Here is a 14714-nt window from a genome sequence, read left to right on the forward strand (position 1 = left end):
GATTCGACTCGGTTTTTCAGACCGATAAGGTGACGGTTCTCGACAGGGGGCTGTCCGGGTGTCGTTCGATCCGATTATCGCATTGGGGGAGTGCGCGCGCGAACTGGCGCTGTTCGCGGCCGCCGGCTTTCTGATCGGCGGACTCGACGATCTCGTCATCGATCTGATCTGGCTGGCGCGGCGGCTGTGGCGCAGGCTTGCGATCTACAGTCGCCATGCGCGCGCGAACGCTGCCAGCCTGATGCCGCCGGCAAACCCCGGCCGCCTCGCCATCTTCGTCGCTGCCTGGCAGGAATCGGCGGTGATCGGTGCGATGGTCGAAACCGCGCTGGCGCGGCTCCATCATCCCGACTGGCGGCTTTATATCGGCTGTTACCCCAACGATCCGGACACGGTTTCCGCGATCGAACGCACGGCGCGGGGCGATCCCCATGTCCGCATCGTCGTCGGCGACGAACCGGGGCCGACCACCAAGGCGGGCTGCCTCAACTGGATCTGGCAGGCGATGTTGACCGATGAGGCCGGTATTATGTAGCAAACGCACCAAGCCTCTGGCGAACGTCATCGCCCATGATGGCGTCGGTCCGCGTTTGGGAGGCGGAGCGTGATTAGCATGGCACTAGCCTTGTGGGCGATGAGCCACAGTGCGGTTGATCTCGGCAAGCCAGTAACCAGCCTCAAGGGGGTAGAATACGCCGCTAAAGCTCAAGTCAGCCTTACCCATTGGCGTGGTGTAGGAGAGAAGTCCGTCGAAAGTAGTTTCGCCTTCTTCCGATCGTTCAACCGAGAATTTTATAGGCAAATCGCGAGTTTTTCCAGATTCAATGGCTTCATCGGCGTGGACAACTTCCATACCCAGCTTTATCAGAAGGATAACAGCGACAGATCGGCCAAGATTGGCTATGCTAATTTTGAACGTGAATTTTCCGGACCTTCGATCAAACCTCGTTTCTCTACATTTAATTTGCAGAGCGGCTCCTTCAAGATTTCGGAACGCCCACAAGTTCTCTTCCGCAATGTCGGCACTTCGTTTGGTGTGGTAGGAAGCGCTCCACGCGAAAACGGCTGCTGCGACGGCGGCGGCGAGAGTAAGCAATCCCACAGCGAATTGCGGCCAGAGCAGCGCAGTCCCTTTGTCCGCATCTCTGGCCTGATCGACCGACGCCTTGGCAGCGATACCGTCGCAGGAAACCCCTGGCTCGCTACCGGGGTAACATGGCTGTTCTGTCTGTTGGGCGGGTGGGGCGTGTGGCGCTTGTGGAACCACCGCTGGCTGACTGGCGCTGCGTTGGTGGCCGTGATGCTGATCGGGCCTCTTGCCCTGTTCAGCGTTCCCTAGGATCAGGCATCCGAGACACGCAAGGATGATGCGCCAATAGCTTCGAGGCATTGGACCAGAAACACCGCTGTGAATTTACCCCGAGCGAGCTTGTTCCTTATATTCGGCTCCGAGTCCATCACGCCGATGTCGGCGAGCTTCCCGACTAGCTGGGCGTAGGTCACGCCGCGTTTCTTCAGCTCGCCCTTCAGCAAGCCCTTCACCAGCTCTTCCCATTCCTTGTCGGTGCGGGCTTCCTGCATCTGTATCTCCATAGACAGCAAATGCCATCATACGCGATGCTTTTGCCGTTGACAACGATACGTCATGCCATCATATGAAGTGCATAAGCACTGGAAATGATGACATGCAGCACTTCCTTCTCTCCGCCGCCGCCCGCTCGATCAGCCTCAAGGCTGTTTTCAAGATGGGCGAGGACAAGGCGTATGAGACGTTCTGCCAGCTTCGTTGGCCGGAGACGGAAGGCGAGGCGGTTTGCCCGTCGTGCGGCTGCACCGAAGTTTACAACATCACGACCCGCCGCCGCTTCAAGTGCGTTGCCTGTCACAAGCAGTTCAGCGTCACCAGCGGCACGATCTTTGCCAGCCGGAAACTCTCGTTCACCGATCTGCTCGCTGCCATTGTGATCTTCGTGAACGGCGCCAAGGGCGTCTCTGCCCTGCAGGTCAGCCGCGATCTGGACGTGCAGTATAAGACGGCGTTCGTCCTCTCTCACAAGCTGCGCGAGGCGATGGCCCGCGAGCAGGCGGAAGCGGGCAAGTTGACTGGCGTGGTCGAGACGGACGGCGCCTATTTCGGCGGGTACGTGAAGCCCGCGAACCGCAAGGCCGATCGCAAGGACCGTCGCTTCCTCGTCAACCAGAACGGCAAGCGCCAGTCCGTCATCGTCATGCGCGAGCGTGGCGGCGACACCCTGACCTTCGTGGGCAAGAGCGAGGCCGCTGGCGTTGCCCTGGTGCGCCAGCACGTTGAGGCGGGCGCCGTGGTCCATGCGGACGAGGCTTCGCATTGGGATGCCCTGCACGGCGCTTTCGACGCGCGCCGGATCAATCATAGCGAGGCTTACAGCACGGCCGACGCCTGCACCAATCAGGCGGAGTCGTTCTTCTCCCGCCTGCGTCGCGCTGAGATCGGTACGCACCACCACGTCGCGGGTCCGTATCTCGCTGCCTATGCTACCGAAATGGCTTGGCGCGAGGATAACCGCCGCGTGTCGAATGGCGGGCAGGCCGCGATGGTGGCGGAAGCCGCTATGGCTGCTCCGCAGTCGCGGGCTTGGGCGGGGTATTGGCAGCGCGAAGCGTGAACAGTGGTGGAACGCCAAGAGGCCGACGCCGACATAAGGAATCCCTTATATGGCTGTGCGGATAAAATGGCCTCAAAAATCGCCTACGGAGGCCGTACAGCGCGATTAACTATCCCAGGGGTGTCACACCCTATCCGCAATCAAAAATCGACTCAGGAGGCGATTTTGGCGGAATCAACTTGCAACTGACTCTAAAAGCACGCAAAACAAAACCCGTGACGTTGGCGCGTCACGGGTTTTGCGTTTGGATGATAACCGCGATAGGGCGCGGTTGAATTTGCTGCAGCGACGCCATTTCTGGGCGTCAAAGCCGGGAATGTCAACTGCGTTCTATCGCCTTGCACTAAGGCATAGAACACATGGATCGTAAGAGTTCCCCTCCGATCAGCCCGGAAATGGCTGCCCATATCCGCTTCCTCATTAAGGATCGCGGTCTTTTTCAGCATCAAGCCGCAGCGCTCTGCGGCGTGAATCAGGGTCGCGTATCAGAAGTGATGCGCGGCTATCGCCATCCGGACGTGCCGCCTGCTCAGGGGGCGTTTCCGTTCTGAGGCTGGATCGAGTCTAGGCGTTTGAGGGTGGAGGCTCAGGAGCCTCCACCCTGTTATGCCGCGACGGACTCTCTTGGTAATGTCGAATAAAGGCGACGTGCGACTTTCTGCACCGTAGCCTCATCCGGTGACTTGCCCAACTGCTTAGAAAGCACATTTCGAGCGACCTCTTCGGCTCCTGCCTTAGCTTTCTGCTGCCTGGTCATTTTCGACTCCTTAGTTGATATCGTCCCAAACTCGTTCGAGAATGAGATTTGTGAAATATTTAGGCCAATATTGTTGTTTGAGTTTTTTCTGACTTAAGAACGTCTGCAGGTTTTTGTTTACCTCGACAACGCCGACCAACGACTTAGCCACGTCATCATGACGAACGATCGCGCCAGCAGGAAAGTTGCCTTTTAGGTAATCCAGTAGCTCCTTGGCGGACGCCTCAAACACGGCGCGATTGTTGTTAAAATATGTGATGAGGCCGGCCTTCTCAAGCCGCTGCTCCTCTTGCTGAGTAAGCGCCATTAGTCGATATCCCCAACCGTCAGCATGCCCAATGCGGCGATCAGAGCGAGGGCTACGACGAGAAGCCCTCCCGCTATAGCGGCCGCCCATGCCATTTCAAAAATTTCTGCGCCCAGCGCGGTTAGCGCCGAAAATAGGCAAGCGTAAAAGACTGAGAACGCAAACCACGCCCGCCGCCGGTAAACGGGTCTGACGTCTGATTGATCTGCGGAATTTCCGTAACTGTCATAGCTGGTGGCGGTGTTCCCAAGGAACACCAGAGTTAGTCCGCCAAGCGCTGTCGCTGCGGCGAGAATGTCAGGCGCCGACTCTACCAGCTTCACCTTGCCCCTCCGTTTGCCCCAATCCGAAGCGTGATTCATTTGGGAACGACAGGCAAGAGATACATCGCCGACTTAGACCATTTAGGATGCCAACCACCACCGCAGCATTCCGCTCGGATCGTCCTTCTCCGACCGCACATGCCCGTTCTGGCGGAGCTTCAAGAGGCTATGCCCTGTCCGCTTGTGGATGAGCCGCAGCGCCCGCTTGTCGGTCGGGTCCATCGCCCGATCGGCCATAATCGCCAGCGTCAATTCGTGCGTGGTGAGGCCGTGCGGGGCTTGGCGTAGCTGCCCGAGGAAGAACCGGGCCATTTCGCCCCGGAACGCCGCGTAGGCGGGCGGGATGCGGTTCTGAGGTAGCGCCTCAACATCCATGTCCGGATCGAACAGCCGCAGCGTGGTTTCGAGCGCGCGTAAGTCTGCCACCTTCTGCGCGGTCTGCTGCTGTAGGGCCTGTATCTCTGCCACCAACGACGCTCGCTTGCGGATCAATCCGGCCTTGGTCTGGTCGTAGCCGTCGCCGGTTTCGGTGAGGTGTTTGGTGATGTCCTTCATACGATGACACTACGCATCGCAGGCGATTACGTCTGTACGCGTGTTGGTGCATCTGCTACATAATACCGGATGAGGCGGAGACCGGCGTTCCGGTGAAGGCGGTGGTGCTGCATGATGCCGAGGACATCGTCCATGCCGACGAACTGACCGTCTACGATGCGCTGATCGAGCGGTTCGCGCTGGTGCAGATACCGGTCCATGCCGTGCCGGTGCGCGGCTTCGGGCGCTGGGCGGAACTCGTGTCCGGTCATTATTGCGGAGAGTTCGCCGAGGCGCACGGCAAGCAGGTGGTGGTGCGCGAGGCGGTCGGCGCGGCGGTGCCCTCCGCCGGGGTCGGCTGCGCGATTGGAAGAAACTGGCTGGAGCGCATCGCCGAGCGTGGCCGCGGCCCGTTCGATCCGGACAGCCTCACCGAGGATTACGAGCTGGGCCTGCGGATCGGCGCGATGGGCGGTCGCGGTGCCTTCGTGCGCCTGCCGGCAGGCGATAAGGCCGGGCTGGTCGCGGTGCACGCATGCTTCCCGCACAGCCTCATGGCATCGGTGCGACAGAAATCCCGCTGGATCACGGGCATCTCGCTCGCCGGGTGGGATCGGCTGGGATGGCAAGGTGGTCTCGCCGAGCGCTGGATGCGATTGCGCGACCGGCGCGCGCTGCTCGCCGCGCTGGTGCTGGCGGCGGCCTATGCGGCGTTGCCGGTGTGGGGCGTCGCTTCGGCCGCGTCATGGTTCGCCGGCCAGCCGGTGGATGTGACCATCCCGCCCCCGCTGGTAATCGCCAATCTCGCCCTGCTGGGGTGGCGGGTCGCGATGCGTATGGCGATCACGGCGCGCGCCTACGGCTGGCGCATGGCCCTGCTGACGCCGGTGCATCTGGTGATCGGCAATGTCGTGGCGATGATGGCGGCATGGCGCGCGCTTGGTCTTTATGCCGGACTGGTCCGCCACGGCCTGCTGCGCTGGGACAAAACGGCGCACGTGTTTCCCGCCACCGGGCCGGCTGCCCCTTGAGCGGATCGCTGGCCCGCGCCGCGCCGGTCCGCTTCCTGATCGGGGTGGGGTTGGTGTGGACGATGGGACGCGGTCTCGCGGTGGTCGGCTGGAGCGCGCCGTCGCCTGCGTCTCCGACGGCAGCACCGACCCGGTCGAATCGTTCGCCGCCGGTGCCGCCCTTGCTGGCCGAGAGGGCGATGCCGTCTGGCCGGCAGACGATCGGGCCGCTGGGGCTGTTGCGGCTGGCATCGTTCGATCCGCAGCGCATTCCGTCGCGGGGCCTAGTGCGAACCTCGCCCCGACCGCTGGGCTGGCCTGACGACGACCGCTATGGCGCAACGCAATCGCTGATACCGACGGCCTATGGGGGCGGTTCGGCGGAGGTCTACCGGCGATCGAGCGGCCTTGCCGAGACCGCCGTCAGCGCTGGACAGCCGGCGAACACGCGCTGGTCGGGATCGGCCTGGGCGTTGTTGCGTGGCGGCGGGCGCGCCACCGCGCTTTCACCGGGGCAGGTCGGCGGCGGGCAGGCCGGCGCGCGCATCCTCTATCGGATCGACCGGCATCTCTCGGCGGCGGCCCGGATTTCCACCGCGATCGGCGGCGCGCGACAGACCGAGGCGGCGCTGGGGATCGACTGGAAGCCGGTCGATGCGCTGCCCGTCCACCTGATGGCGGAACGGCGCATCGCGATCGATCGGGGCGGGCGCAACGCCTGGACACTGGGCGCGGCCGGGGGCGTGTATGACGTCCATGTCGCGACAGGCTGGCGGCTTGATGCCTATGGCGAGGCCGGTGTGGTCGGCGTGCATCGACGGGATCTCTACGCCGACGGCGCGGCACGGATCGCGCGGGCGATCGATATGGGCGGGGGCACGTCGCTGGCGATCGGTGGAGGCCTGTGGGCCGCCGCCCAGCCTGGCGCCTCCCGGCTCGACATCGGGCCGTCGGTCGTGCTGCGCCTGCCCGTCGAGCATCGCGCCGTCGCCGTTGCGCTCGACTGGCGCGAGCGGGTGCTGGGCCATGCCCGGCCCGGATCGGGGCTGGCGCTCACCATAGCCTCCGACTTCTAACGGTCGCGTCTGGCTCTGGGCGCCTCGATCGGTTAGCCCTGTCCCATGCACATCTACCTGCCCATCGCCGGTCTTTCGGTGAACATGCTGGTGATCGTGCTGCTCGGCGCCGGCGTCGGCCTGCTGTCGGGCATGTTCGGGGTCGGCGGCGGTTTTCTGACGACGCCGCTGCTGATCTTCTACGGCATCCCGCCGACCGTCGCCGTTGCCTCCTCCGCCACGCAGATCACCGGCGCGAGCGTATCGGGCGTGCTCGCGCAGATGCGGCGCGGCGGGGTCGATTTCCAGATGGGCGGCGTCATGGTCGCGGGCGGTATCGTCGGATCGGGGCTGGGCGCGCTACTGTTCCGGTTGCTGCAGCGGCTCGGCCAGATCGATACGGTGATCGCACTCGTCTATGTGCTGATGCTGGGTTCGATCGGCGGACTGATGGCACGGGAATCGATCGCGACCATTCTGGCGCAGCGGCAGGGGCGCAAGCCGGTACGCAAGCCGCGTCGCCACAATCCGCTGATAGCCGCCCTACCCGGCCGCTACCGCTTCTACCGGTCCGGTCTCTACATCTCGCCGCTCGCGCCCTTCCTGCTCGGCGTTTTGACAGGCGTGCTCACCGTGAGCCTCGGCGTCGGCGGCGGCTTCGTGATGGTGCCGGCGATGATCTACCTGCTCGGCATGGCGGCGCAGGTGGTGGTGGGCACCAGCCTGTTCCAGATCCTGTTCGTCACCGCTGCGACCACGCTCATCCACGCCGTCACCACCGAAGCGGTGGACCTCGTACTCGCCGTCCTGCTGCTGATCGGCTCGGCGACGGGCGCGCAGATCGGCAGCCGCTTCGCGATGACGATGAAGCCCGAATATCTCCGCCTGATGCTGGCGCTGATCGTGCTGGCGGTGGCGGTACGGATGGCGATCGGGCTGACCTGGCGGCCGGGCGAACTTTACAGCGTCGAGCTGGGATGAGGCGCCTCGCAGCGTTTGCGGCCCTCCTCTGCATGGGCGCGGCCAAGCCGGTGCTGGTGCCCGACGTGTCGGACAACGAGGTGCAGATCGTCTACAGCTTCACCGGTGCGGAGCTGCTGCTGTTCGGCGCGATCCTCTATCCGCACGGCCGCCAGCCCGATCATCCGGCCGACATCGCGGTGGTGCTGAAAGGGCCGACCCAGTCGATCCTGGTGCGCGAGAAGCAGAAGGTCGCGGGGATGTGGCTGAACGCGGACAGCGCGCGCTTCCGTTCCGCCCCCAGCTTCTATGCGGTCGCCAGTTCGCGCCCGCTGGGCGAACTGATCGACGCGCGCACCGCCGCCATCTACGAACTGGGTCTCGACAGCCTGCAGATGTCGCCGGCATCGGGCGCGCCGCCGGCCGAACAGGCGCGGTTCGAGAACGGTCTCGTCGATCTCAAGCGGCGATCGGGCCTCTATGTGGAGGATGCGCACGGCGTCTCGATCCGCGACGGGGCGCTCTACCGCGCGCAGATCGCGATCCCCGCGCGCGTGCCGGTCGGCCGCTACGTCGCCGAGACCTTTCTGATTCAGGACGGCAAGGTGGTGGCCGGCGCGGTGCGTGAGGTCGATATCGGCAAGCAGGGATTCGAGCGCTTCGTGACGCTTGCCGCGCACCGCTGGCCGTTCACATACGGCCTCGTCGCGGTGGCGGTGTCGCTGGCCATCGGCTGGGGCGCGGGCGCGCTGTTTCGGCGCAATTAACCGCGTTCTCAGTCAATTCTTTACCCATGGCGCGCTAGGAGCGGCGGCTCAGGGGAAAGGAATGCGCACGTGGACGGACTGGGCTGGCGGGGGTTTGCCGAAGAGAGTTCCACTCCGGTGGCGCCCGAGCCGCGCCGCGACTCGCCGCTGACCGAGATCGGCTTCGTCCTCGACGTCGGCGGCGGCTCCGCCCGCGTGGTGTTCGACGCGCGCGCCATCCAGCGCCTGCATGACGGCGCCGAGACCGGCGGCGGCGTCGCGCTCGCCGGCGAGGTCGGCAGCCAGATCAAGATGCGCTGCGGCGATCTTTGGCTGGCCGCCAACGTCCGCTCGCTCAGTCTCGAGCGCGGTGACGGCGATCGTATCGCCGCCGACATCGATTTTCTCGGTGAGGGCCGGGCTTGCCCTACCACCGGGCGGATGCTGGAATTCCGCCGTGGCGTGACGCGCTATCCGATGCCGGGCGTCTCGGTCTATCCGGCCGGGCATTCGGACATGATGCAGATTTTCGCCGCCGAGGATCGCGCCCATATCGAGATCGGCACGGTCTACCCGACGTCGGACGTGCGCGGCTCGCTCTATGTCGATTCGCTGCTCGGTCGCCATTTCGCGCTGGTCGGTTCCACCGGCACCGGCAAGTCGACCAGCCTCGCGCTGATCCTGCACCGCATCTGCGAGATGGCGCCGCAGGGCCATGTCGTGATGATCGATCCGCACGGCGAATATCCTGCCGCGTTCGACGGCTATGGCGAACTGTTCGACGTCGAGAATCTCCAGCTCCCCTACTGGCTGCTCACCTTCGAGGAGCATACCGAGGTGCTGATCGGCACCGAGGGCGCCGAGCGCCAGCGCGACATGGACGTGCTCGCCAAGTGCCTGCTCGCCGCGCGCCAGAAGAGCCGCGCGGCGGAGGGCATCGCCAAGGTCACCGTCGACAGCCCGATCCCCTATCTGCTGTCCGACCTGCTGAACTTCATCGTCACCGACATGGGCAAGCTCGATCGCGCCGGCGACACCAGCTCGCACATGCGGCTGAAGACCAAGATCGAGGAACTGCGCGCCGATCCGCGCTACGGCTTCATGTTCTCCGGTATGCTGGTGGCGGACACGATGGCAGCGACGATCGCGCGGCTGTTCCGCCTGCCGACCCACGGCAAGCCGATCTCGATCATCGACGTGTCGGGCGTGCCGTCCGAGATCACCTCGGTGGTGGTGGCTTTGCTCAGCCGCCTGGTGTTCGATTACGCGATCTGGTCGCGCCACGAGACGCCGCGCCCGATCCTGCTCGTCTGCGAGGAGGCGCACCGCTACATTCCGTCGGATCGCATCCCCGGCCAGTCCGCCGTGCGCCGCGTGCTCGAACGGATCGCCAAGGAAGGCCGTAAATATGGTGTTTCGCTGGGGCTGATCACGCAGCGGCCGTCGGATCTGGCCGAGGGCGTGCTTTCCCAGTGCGGTACGATCATCGCGATGCGCCTCAACAACGAGCGCGACCAGGCGCATGTGAAGGCGGCGATGCCCGAAGGCGCGCGCGGCTTCATGGAAACCATCCCGGCGCTGCGCAATCGCGAATGCGTGGTGTGCGGCGAGGGCGCCTCGATCCCGATGCGCATTTCCTTCGACAATCTCGAAGAGAACAAGCGCCCGGCATCCGGCGATCCGCTCTTCTCGGTGCTGTGGAAGAACCAGGGCGGCGAAGCGGAGATGATCAACCGCGTGATCGCACGGTGGCGCAAGGGGAAGTAATCTCCCCTCTGGTCATTGCGCGCGTAACGGAGCAATCTAGCAGCCGGAATGGATCGCCACGGCGCTTCGCGATGACGATGGAAATCAGCCCTTGGCCGGCACTGTCTGCGCGCCGCCGACCGGCAAGCCCGTCCACCGCGCCATCATCGCCTTGAACTTCGCGAGCGCCCCGCCGCCGATCCGCTCGGTGCGCTCGAAGCTGGCGCTCGCCGGATCGATCGCCTGCCCGCCGCGATAGACCTCGAAATGGCAATGCGGCCCGGTCGAAAGCCCGGTCGATCCGACATAGCCGATCAGCTCGCCCTGTTGGACGGTCTCACCCGGCCGCACGATGATGCGGCTCATATGGCCGTAGCCGGTGCCCATCCCGCCATCGTGCGCGATCTGGACGAAATTGCCGTGGCCGCCATGCCAGCCGGCGAAACGCACCACGCCGTCCGCCGCCGCGACGATCGGCGTGCCGTAAGGGGCTGCGAGATCGACGCCCTGGTGCATCCGGCTGAAGCCGAGGATGGGGTGGAAGCGCATCCCGAAGCCCGAGGACATGCGCGCGCCGGAGACCGGCATGGTGAAGCCGTCGCGCGTCTCGCCCGCGCCGGACGCATCGAACCATTGCTCGCGCCCGCCGAGCGTCCAGCGGGCAAGGCGGAGCGTTTCGCCCTCATGCACGATACCGGCATAGAGCAGCCGCCCGGTCTGCACCTCGCCGGTGGCGGCGCGCTTGTGCTCGAACACCATGTCGAAGCGGTCCGACGCCATGATGTCGTCGATGGCCACGCGCTTCGCGATCGCCTTGATGTAGTCGGCCACCACGGAGGGCGGCGCCCCGGCGTTGCGCTCGGCTTCGTAGAGGCTGCCGCCGATCGCACCGGTGAGCCGCATCGGCGTGGCATCCACCGCGATCGGCAGGCGCTGCAGCGTGAGCTCACCGTTCACGCGAGTGAGGTTGAGCGCGAGATCGAAGCGCGCGCGGAAGCTGAGCGCGTCGATCGGGCGGTCCACCCTACGGCTCGGGCGGCGGCCGAGCGTGATGGCGAGCTTCGTCCCGGCCGCGATGTCCGACAGCGGCACCGCGCTCGCCACGAGGCTCGCGGCCTTGACGGCATCGTCATGCGCGGCGCCCTCGCGCTCCAGCACGCGGGCGAGGCCGTCGCCGAAGCCGAGTGTAGACTGGATGTCGATCTGGGGCCGTTCGGGGGTGGAACTGAGCGGCCGGGCGCGATCGGTGGGGGCGAGGCGGCGGCCTGTGTCGGCGCCGTAAGCGGTCGGCGCGATGGCGAGCGAGCGCATCTCGTCATATTGCGCGGGCGCCATGGCGGCTGGCGCCGGGATCGTGATCGGCTTGATGCCGGGCGCCAGCCAGATCGTCGTGCCGATCATCGCCGCCAGCGTCGCGAGGCCGCGAAACCATTCGCCCGTGCCGATGCGCGAGCCGAGGTCGACGACGAGATCGATGTCGGCCAGGCTGCGGCGAGGTCTGTGGAACGATCCGGCACGGCCGAAACCGGCGGAGCTGGCGGCGATCGCGCCCGCGCCGCCGGCCGTCCCGAACCCGTGCTCCTCGCGCTGGTACAAAGCGCCCATCCCCTTTTTGCGAAGGGGCGACTCTGCCCCAACAGGGTTAAGGTCAAGTTGACCGGGGGTGGCCTGCGCCGAACGATTCCGCAGATGCGACGAAGCGAATCGCTTTGACTCCCAAGGACTCTTGCCTTCGCACGCGCGAGATACCACCTTGCATTTCGGGATGGGTGGCTTTGTCAACGAGCGGCTGATCGCCGTGTTGGGCCCGACGAATACGGGCAAGACCCACTATGCGATCGAGCGTATGGTGGCCCACTCCTCCGGCTGCATGGGCTTCCCGCTCCGCCTGCTCGCCCGCGAGGTCTATGACCGGGTCGTCGCGATCAAGGGCAAGGACCAGGTCGCGCTGCTGACCGGCGAGGAGAAGATCCTGCCGCCGGGCGCCCGCTACTTCCTGTGCACCGCGGAATCGATGCCGACCGACCGCGATTTCGCCTTCGTCGCTTTGGATGAGGCGCAGCTGGCGGCCGATCCCGAACGTGGCCACGTCTTCACCGATCGCCTGCTGCGCGCGCGGGGCCGCGAGGAAACGCTGATCCTCGGCTCCGAGACGCTGCGGCCGATGCTGCGCGCGCTGACGCCGGATGCCGAGATCATCGGCCGGCCGCGTTTCTCGACCCTGTCCTATGCCGGCCCGAAGAAGATTTCGCGCCTGCCCAAGCGTTCGGTGGTCGTCGCCTTCTCGGCCGAGGAGGTCTACGCCGTCGCCGAAATGCTGCGCCGGCTGCGCGGCGGCGCGGCGGTGGTGATGGGCGCGCTTTCGCCCCGCACCCGCAACGCGCAGGTCGCAATGTATCAGGCGGGCGAGGTGGATTATCTGGTCGCGACAGACGCGATCGGCATGGGCCTCAACATGGACGTCGCCCACGTCGCCTTCGCCTCGCTGCGCAAGTTCGACGGCAAGCGCGCGCGCCGCCTCACGATCCCCGAAATGGCGCAGATCGCCGGCCGCGCGGGCCGCCACCAGCGCGACGGGACGTTCGGGACGCTCGGCTCCGAAGGATCGGGTGCGAGCTTCGATCCCGAGGAAGTGCTGGCGATCGAGGGCCACCACTTCAAGCCGCTCGACCATCTCTACTGGCGCAACGGCACGCCGGATTTCTCGTCCGTCGGCAAGCTGATCGCCAGCCTCGAGGCCCGCCCCGACCGCGACGGCCTCCGCGCCGCGCCCGAGGCGATCGATCTCTCCGTCCTCAAGCGCCTCGCCGCCGAGCCCGACATCGCCCACCGCGCGCGGGGCCAGGCGATGACTGAGCGGCTGTGGGCGGCGTGCGGCCTCCCCGATTTCCGCAAGACCGGCAGCGAGGCGCATGCCCGGCTGGTGGCGCGCGTCTTCCAGCATCTCTCCGAGGGCGACCGCAAGCTCCCCGCCCAATGGTTTGCCGACGAGATCGCGCGGCTCGATACCGTGCAGGGCGACGTCGAGACGATCGCCGACCGCATCGCCTCCGCTCGCACCTGGGCCTATATCGCCCACCGTGCCGACTGGCTGGCCGAGCCGGCGCTGTGGGCCGAGCGCACCCGCCAGCTGGAGGAGAAACTCTCCGACGCGCTGCACGATCGCCTCACCCAGCGCTTCGTCGATCGCCGCACCTCGGTGCTGCTGCGCGATCTCGACAGGAAGGGCGCCGAGATGCTGCCCGTCACGATCGGCGCCGATGGCGAGGTGAGCGTCGCCGACGAGCCGATCGGCCATCTCACCGGCTTCCGCTTCGTCGCCGACGCCAACGCCCGCCACGCCGACATGAAGCGGCTGATGGCCGCCGCCGAACGCCGATTGGGCGACGAACTGGCGCGGAGGGCTAAAGCCCTCGCGGGCGATCCCGACAAGGCCTTCACGCTCGCCACCGACATCGGTCGCCCGGTGGCGATCTTCTGGCGCGGCGACGTCGTGGCGCGTCTCTCCAAGGGCCGGTCGCTCGCCGAGCCGCGCCTGACCCTCCACCGCACGCTCGATCCGCTGTCGGCCGATCACAAGGCGAAGGTGATCGAGCGGCTGGAGCGCTGGTTGCACGCCTCGATCGGCCGCCACCTCGCCCCGCTCGCGGCGATCGCGACCGCCGCGAGCGACAAGGCGACCGCGCCGGTGCTGCGCGGCCTGCTCGCCCCGGTCGCCGAGGCGGGCGGTATCGTCGCGCGCGAGACGGTCGCGGCCTCGCTCCCGGCGCTGGATCGCGACCAGCGGCGCGTCGCCGCCCATCTCGGCCTCAAGATCGGCACGCTCGATCTGTTCGTGCCCGCGCTGCTCAAGCCCGAGCCGATGCGCTGGCGCCTCGCTTTGCTGGCGGCGCGGGCCAATGCCACCATGCCGCCGGTACCGGCGCCCGGCGCGGCGATGATCGGCAATCCGGACCCGCTGCTCCGCGCCGCCGCAGTGCGAGCGGGTTTCCGCGATCTCGGCGACCAGATGCTGCGTGTCGATCTGGTCGAGCGGCTCGCCCGTCATGCGCATGACGCACGACAGGGGCATCGTCCGTTCGTGCCCGATCCGTCGCTGTCCACATCGCTGGGCCTCAAGCCGCCCGCCGTTGCGCGGCTGATGCGCACGCTCGGCTTCGCGCAGCACCGGCGCGGCGAGGGGCCAAAGGAAGGAGACGCGCCGATCGCCTGGCTGTGGCGCGGCCGTCGCCCCGATCGCGTCGATGCGCCGCGTGCCCGGCCGGGCAACGCATTCGGCGCGCTCGCCCGACTTCTTCCACCCCAAGCCCAAGGTGCCCATGGCTGACACGACGCTGCGTCTCGACCAGTTTCTCTGTTTCGCCCGCTTCGCCAAGACGCGAAGCCTCGCCCAGGCCCTGATCGGGGAAGGGCATATCCGCCTCGACGGGCGGGCCATCCACAAATCATCGGCCCAGGTGAAGGTCGGCTCGGTGCTGGGCCTGCCGGTCGGCGGGCAGGTGCGGGTGGTCCGGGTCGAGGCTATCCCGCTGCGACGCGGGCCAGCGCCGGAGGCGCAGTCCTGCTACACGGATCTGGTGTAGCTCGCCCCTTTCCCCGTTCGGGGCTGAGCCTGTCGAAGCCCTGCCCTT

16 protein-coding genes are annotated in these 14714 nt (G+C 66.2%); 11 read left to right on the forward strand and 5 right to left on the reverse strand.

Annotated elements, in window-relative coordinates; all coding sequences use genetic code 11:
- Window positions 1-58 precede the first annotated feature (58 nt).
- Together QGN17_RS16320 and QGN17_RS16325 are read left to right on the forward strand one after the other, a co-directional pair.
- Complete coding sequence (locus QGN17_RS16320; RefSeq protein WP_281045653.1) at window positions 59-535, forward strand: glycosyltransferase; 477 nt, start codon at window positions 59-61, stop codon at window positions 533-535.
- 78 nt (window positions 536-613) lie between these two features.
- Window positions 614-1339: a hypothetical protein gene (locus QGN17_RS16325; protein ID WP_281045654.1), complete on the forward strand. Its 726-nt coding sequence runs from the start codon at window positions 614-616 to the stop codon at window positions 1337-1339.
- Between the two features lie 2 nt (window positions 1340-1341).
- On the opposite strand, the gene QGN17_RS16330 is transcribed toward QGN17_RS16325, so the two are convergent.
- Window positions 1342-1581 carry a DUF6471 domain-containing protein gene (locus QGN17_RS16330; RefSeq protein ID WP_281045655.1) on the reverse strand — a complete coding sequence of 80 codons (240 nt, stop codon included), beginning with the start codon at window positions 1579-1581 and terminating at the stop codon, window positions 1342-1344.
- Window positions 1582-1685: 104 nt separating this feature from the next.
- On the opposite strand from QGN17_RS16330, the gene QGN17_RS16335 reads away from it, so the two are divergent.
- Together QGN17_RS16335 and QGN17_RS16340 are read left to right on the forward strand one after the other, a co-directional pair.
- Window positions 1686-2645 carry an IS1595 family transposase gene (locus tag QGN17_RS16335; RefSeq protein ID WP_281045656.1) on the forward strand — a complete coding sequence of 320 codons (960 nt, stop codon included), beginning with the start codon at window positions 1686-1688 and terminating at the stop codon, window positions 2643-2645.
- Window positions 2646-3040: 395 nt separating this feature from the next.
- Complete coding sequence (locus QGN17_RS16340) at window positions 3041-3196, forward strand: hypothetical protein (protein ID WP_281045657.1); 156 nt, start codon at window positions 3041-3043, stop codon at window positions 3194-3196.
- 216 nt (window positions 3197-3412) lie between these two features.
- Here QGN17_RS16340 and QGN17_RS16345 read toward each other — a convergent pair whose 3' ends face one another.
- The 3 genes from QGN17_RS16345 to QGN17_RS16355 all read right to left on the reverse strand — a co-directional run bounded on the left by QGN17_RS16345 (window position 3413) and on the right by QGN17_RS16355 (window position 4587).
- Window positions 3413-3709: a hypothetical protein gene (locus tag QGN17_RS16345; protein ID WP_281045658.1), complete on the reverse strand. Its 297-nt coding sequence runs from the start codon at window positions 3707-3709 to the stop codon at window positions 3413-3415.
- Entirely contained in the window at window positions 3709-4032 is a 324-nt protein-coding gene (locus tag QGN17_RS16350; RefSeq protein ID WP_281045659.1) for a hypothetical protein, read from the reverse strand. The genes QGN17_RS16345 and QGN17_RS16350 overlap by 1 nt, the downstream gene beginning before the upstream one ends.
- An 81-nt stretch (window positions 4033-4113) precedes the next feature.
- A complete protein-coding gene (locus tag QGN17_RS16355) occupies window positions 4114-4587 on the reverse strand; it encodes a hypothetical protein (RefSeq protein ID WP_281045660.1) in 474 nt (157 codons plus the stop codon).
- Window positions 4588-4679: 92 nt separating this feature from the next.
- On the opposite strand from QGN17_RS16355, the gene QGN17_RS16360 reads away from it, so the two are divergent.
- The 5 genes from QGN17_RS16360 to QGN17_RS16380 all read left to right on the forward strand — a co-directional run bounded on the left by QGN17_RS16360 (window position 4680) and on the right by QGN17_RS16380 (window position 10104).
- Window positions 4680-5597, forward strand: a complete 918-nt coding sequence (locus QGN17_RS16360) for a glycosyltransferase family 2 protein (protein ID WP_281045661.1) — start codon at window positions 4680-4682, stop codon at window positions 5595-5597.
- Window positions 5594-6652 carry a hypothetical protein gene (locus QGN17_RS16365; RefSeq protein ID WP_281045663.1) on the forward strand — a complete coding sequence of 353 codons (1059 nt, stop codon included), beginning with the start codon at window positions 5594-5596 and terminating at the stop codon, window positions 6650-6652. Before QGN17_RS16360 ends, QGN17_RS16365 begins: the two co-directional genes overlap by 4 nt.
- A gap of 45 nt (window positions 6653-6697) precedes the next feature.
- On the forward strand, window positions 6698-7612 hold the full coding sequence (locus QGN17_RS16370) for a sulfite exporter TauE/SafE family protein (protein ID WP_281045665.1): 915 nt from the start codon (window positions 6698-6700) through the stop codon (window positions 7610-7612).
- Window positions 7613-7644: 32 nt separating this feature from the next.
- Entirely contained in the window at window positions 7645-8358 is a 714-nt protein-coding gene (locus QGN17_RS16375; RefSeq protein ID WP_390902710.1) for a TIGR02186 family protein, read from the forward strand.
- Between the two features lie 117 nt (window positions 8359-8475).
- Complete coding sequence (locus tag QGN17_RS16380) at window positions 8476-10104, forward strand: ATP-binding protein (protein WP_281045776.1); 1629 nt, start codon at window positions 8476-8478, stop codon at window positions 10102-10104.
- Between the two features lie 84 nt (window positions 10105-10188).
- On the opposite strand, the gene QGN17_RS16385 is transcribed toward QGN17_RS16380, so the two are convergent.
- Window positions 10189-11688 carry a M23 family metallopeptidase gene (locus tag QGN17_RS16385; protein ID WP_281045667.1) on the reverse strand — a complete coding sequence of 500 codons (1500 nt, stop codon included), beginning with the start codon at window positions 11686-11688 and terminating at the stop codon, window positions 10189-10191.
- Between the two features lie 160 nt (window positions 11689-11848).
- On the opposite strand from QGN17_RS16385, the gene QGN17_RS16390 reads away from it, so the two are divergent.
- Window positions 11849-14410 carry a helicase-related protein gene (locus QGN17_RS16390; protein WP_281045668.1) on the forward strand — a complete coding sequence of 854 codons (2562 nt, stop codon included), beginning with the start codon at window positions 11849-11851 and terminating at the stop codon, window positions 14408-14410.
- Complete coding sequence (locus QGN17_RS16395) at window positions 14403-14666, forward strand: RNA-binding S4 domain-containing protein (RefSeq protein ID WP_281045669.1); 264 nt, start codon at window positions 14403-14405, stop codon at window positions 14664-14666. Before QGN17_RS16390 ends, QGN17_RS16395 begins: the two co-directional genes overlap by 8 nt.
- Window positions 14667-14714: the final 48 nt, after the last annotated feature.

Origin of the sequence: Sphingomonas oryzagri, assembly GCF_029906645.1 — a bacterium.
GTDB lineage: Bacteria > Pseudomonadota > Alphaproteobacteria > Sphingomonadales > Sphingomonadaceae > Solisphingomonas > Solisphingomonas oryzagri.

Bases quoted from the DNA above. Each gene is read 5' to 3' on its own strand.
- QGN17_RS16335 (WP_281045656.1), top strand. From the start codon at position 1,686: ATGCAGCACTTCCTTCTCTCCGCCGCCGCCCGCTCGATCAGCCTCAAG.
- QGN17_RS16325 (WP_281045654.1), top strand. From the start codon at position 614: ATGGCACTAGCCTTGTGGGCGATGAGCCACAGTGCGGTTGATCTCGGC.
- QGN17_RS16355 (WP_281045660.1), bottom strand. From the start codon at position 4,587: ATGAAGGACATCACCAAACACCTCACCGAAACCGGCGACGGCTACGAC.
- QGN17_RS16340 (WP_281045657.1), top strand. From the start codon at position 3,041: ATGGCTGCCCATATCCGCTTCCTCATTAAGGATCGCGGTCTTTTTCAG.
- QGN17_RS16345 (WP_281045658.1), bottom strand. From the start codon at position 3,709: ATGGCGCTTACTCAGCAAGAGGAGCAGCGGCTTGAGAAGGCCGGCCTC.
- QGN17_RS16370 (WP_281045665.1), top strand. From the start codon at position 6,698: ATGCACATCTACCTGCCCATCGCCGGTCTTTCGGTGAACATGCTGGTG.
- QGN17_RS16330 (WP_281045655.1), bottom strand. From the start codon at position 1,581: ATGCAGGAAGCCCGCACCGACAAGGAATGGGAAGAGCTGGTGAAGGGC.
- QGN17_RS16375 (WP_390902710.1), top strand. From the start codon at position 7,645: ATGGGCGCGGCCAAGCCGGTGCTGGTGCCCGACGTGTCGGACAACGAG.
- QGN17_RS16390 (WP_281045668.1), top strand. From the start codon at position 11,849: ATGGGTGGCTTTGTCAACGAGCGGCTGATCGCCGTGTTGGGCCCGACG.
- QGN17_RS16395 (WP_281045669.1), top strand. From the start codon at position 14,403: ATGGCTGACACGACGCTGCGTCTCGACCAGTTTCTCTGTTTCGCCCGC.
- QGN17_RS16385 (WP_281045667.1), bottom strand. From the start codon at position 11,688: ATGGGCGCTTTGTACCAGCGCGAGGAGCACGGGTTCGGGACGGCCGGC.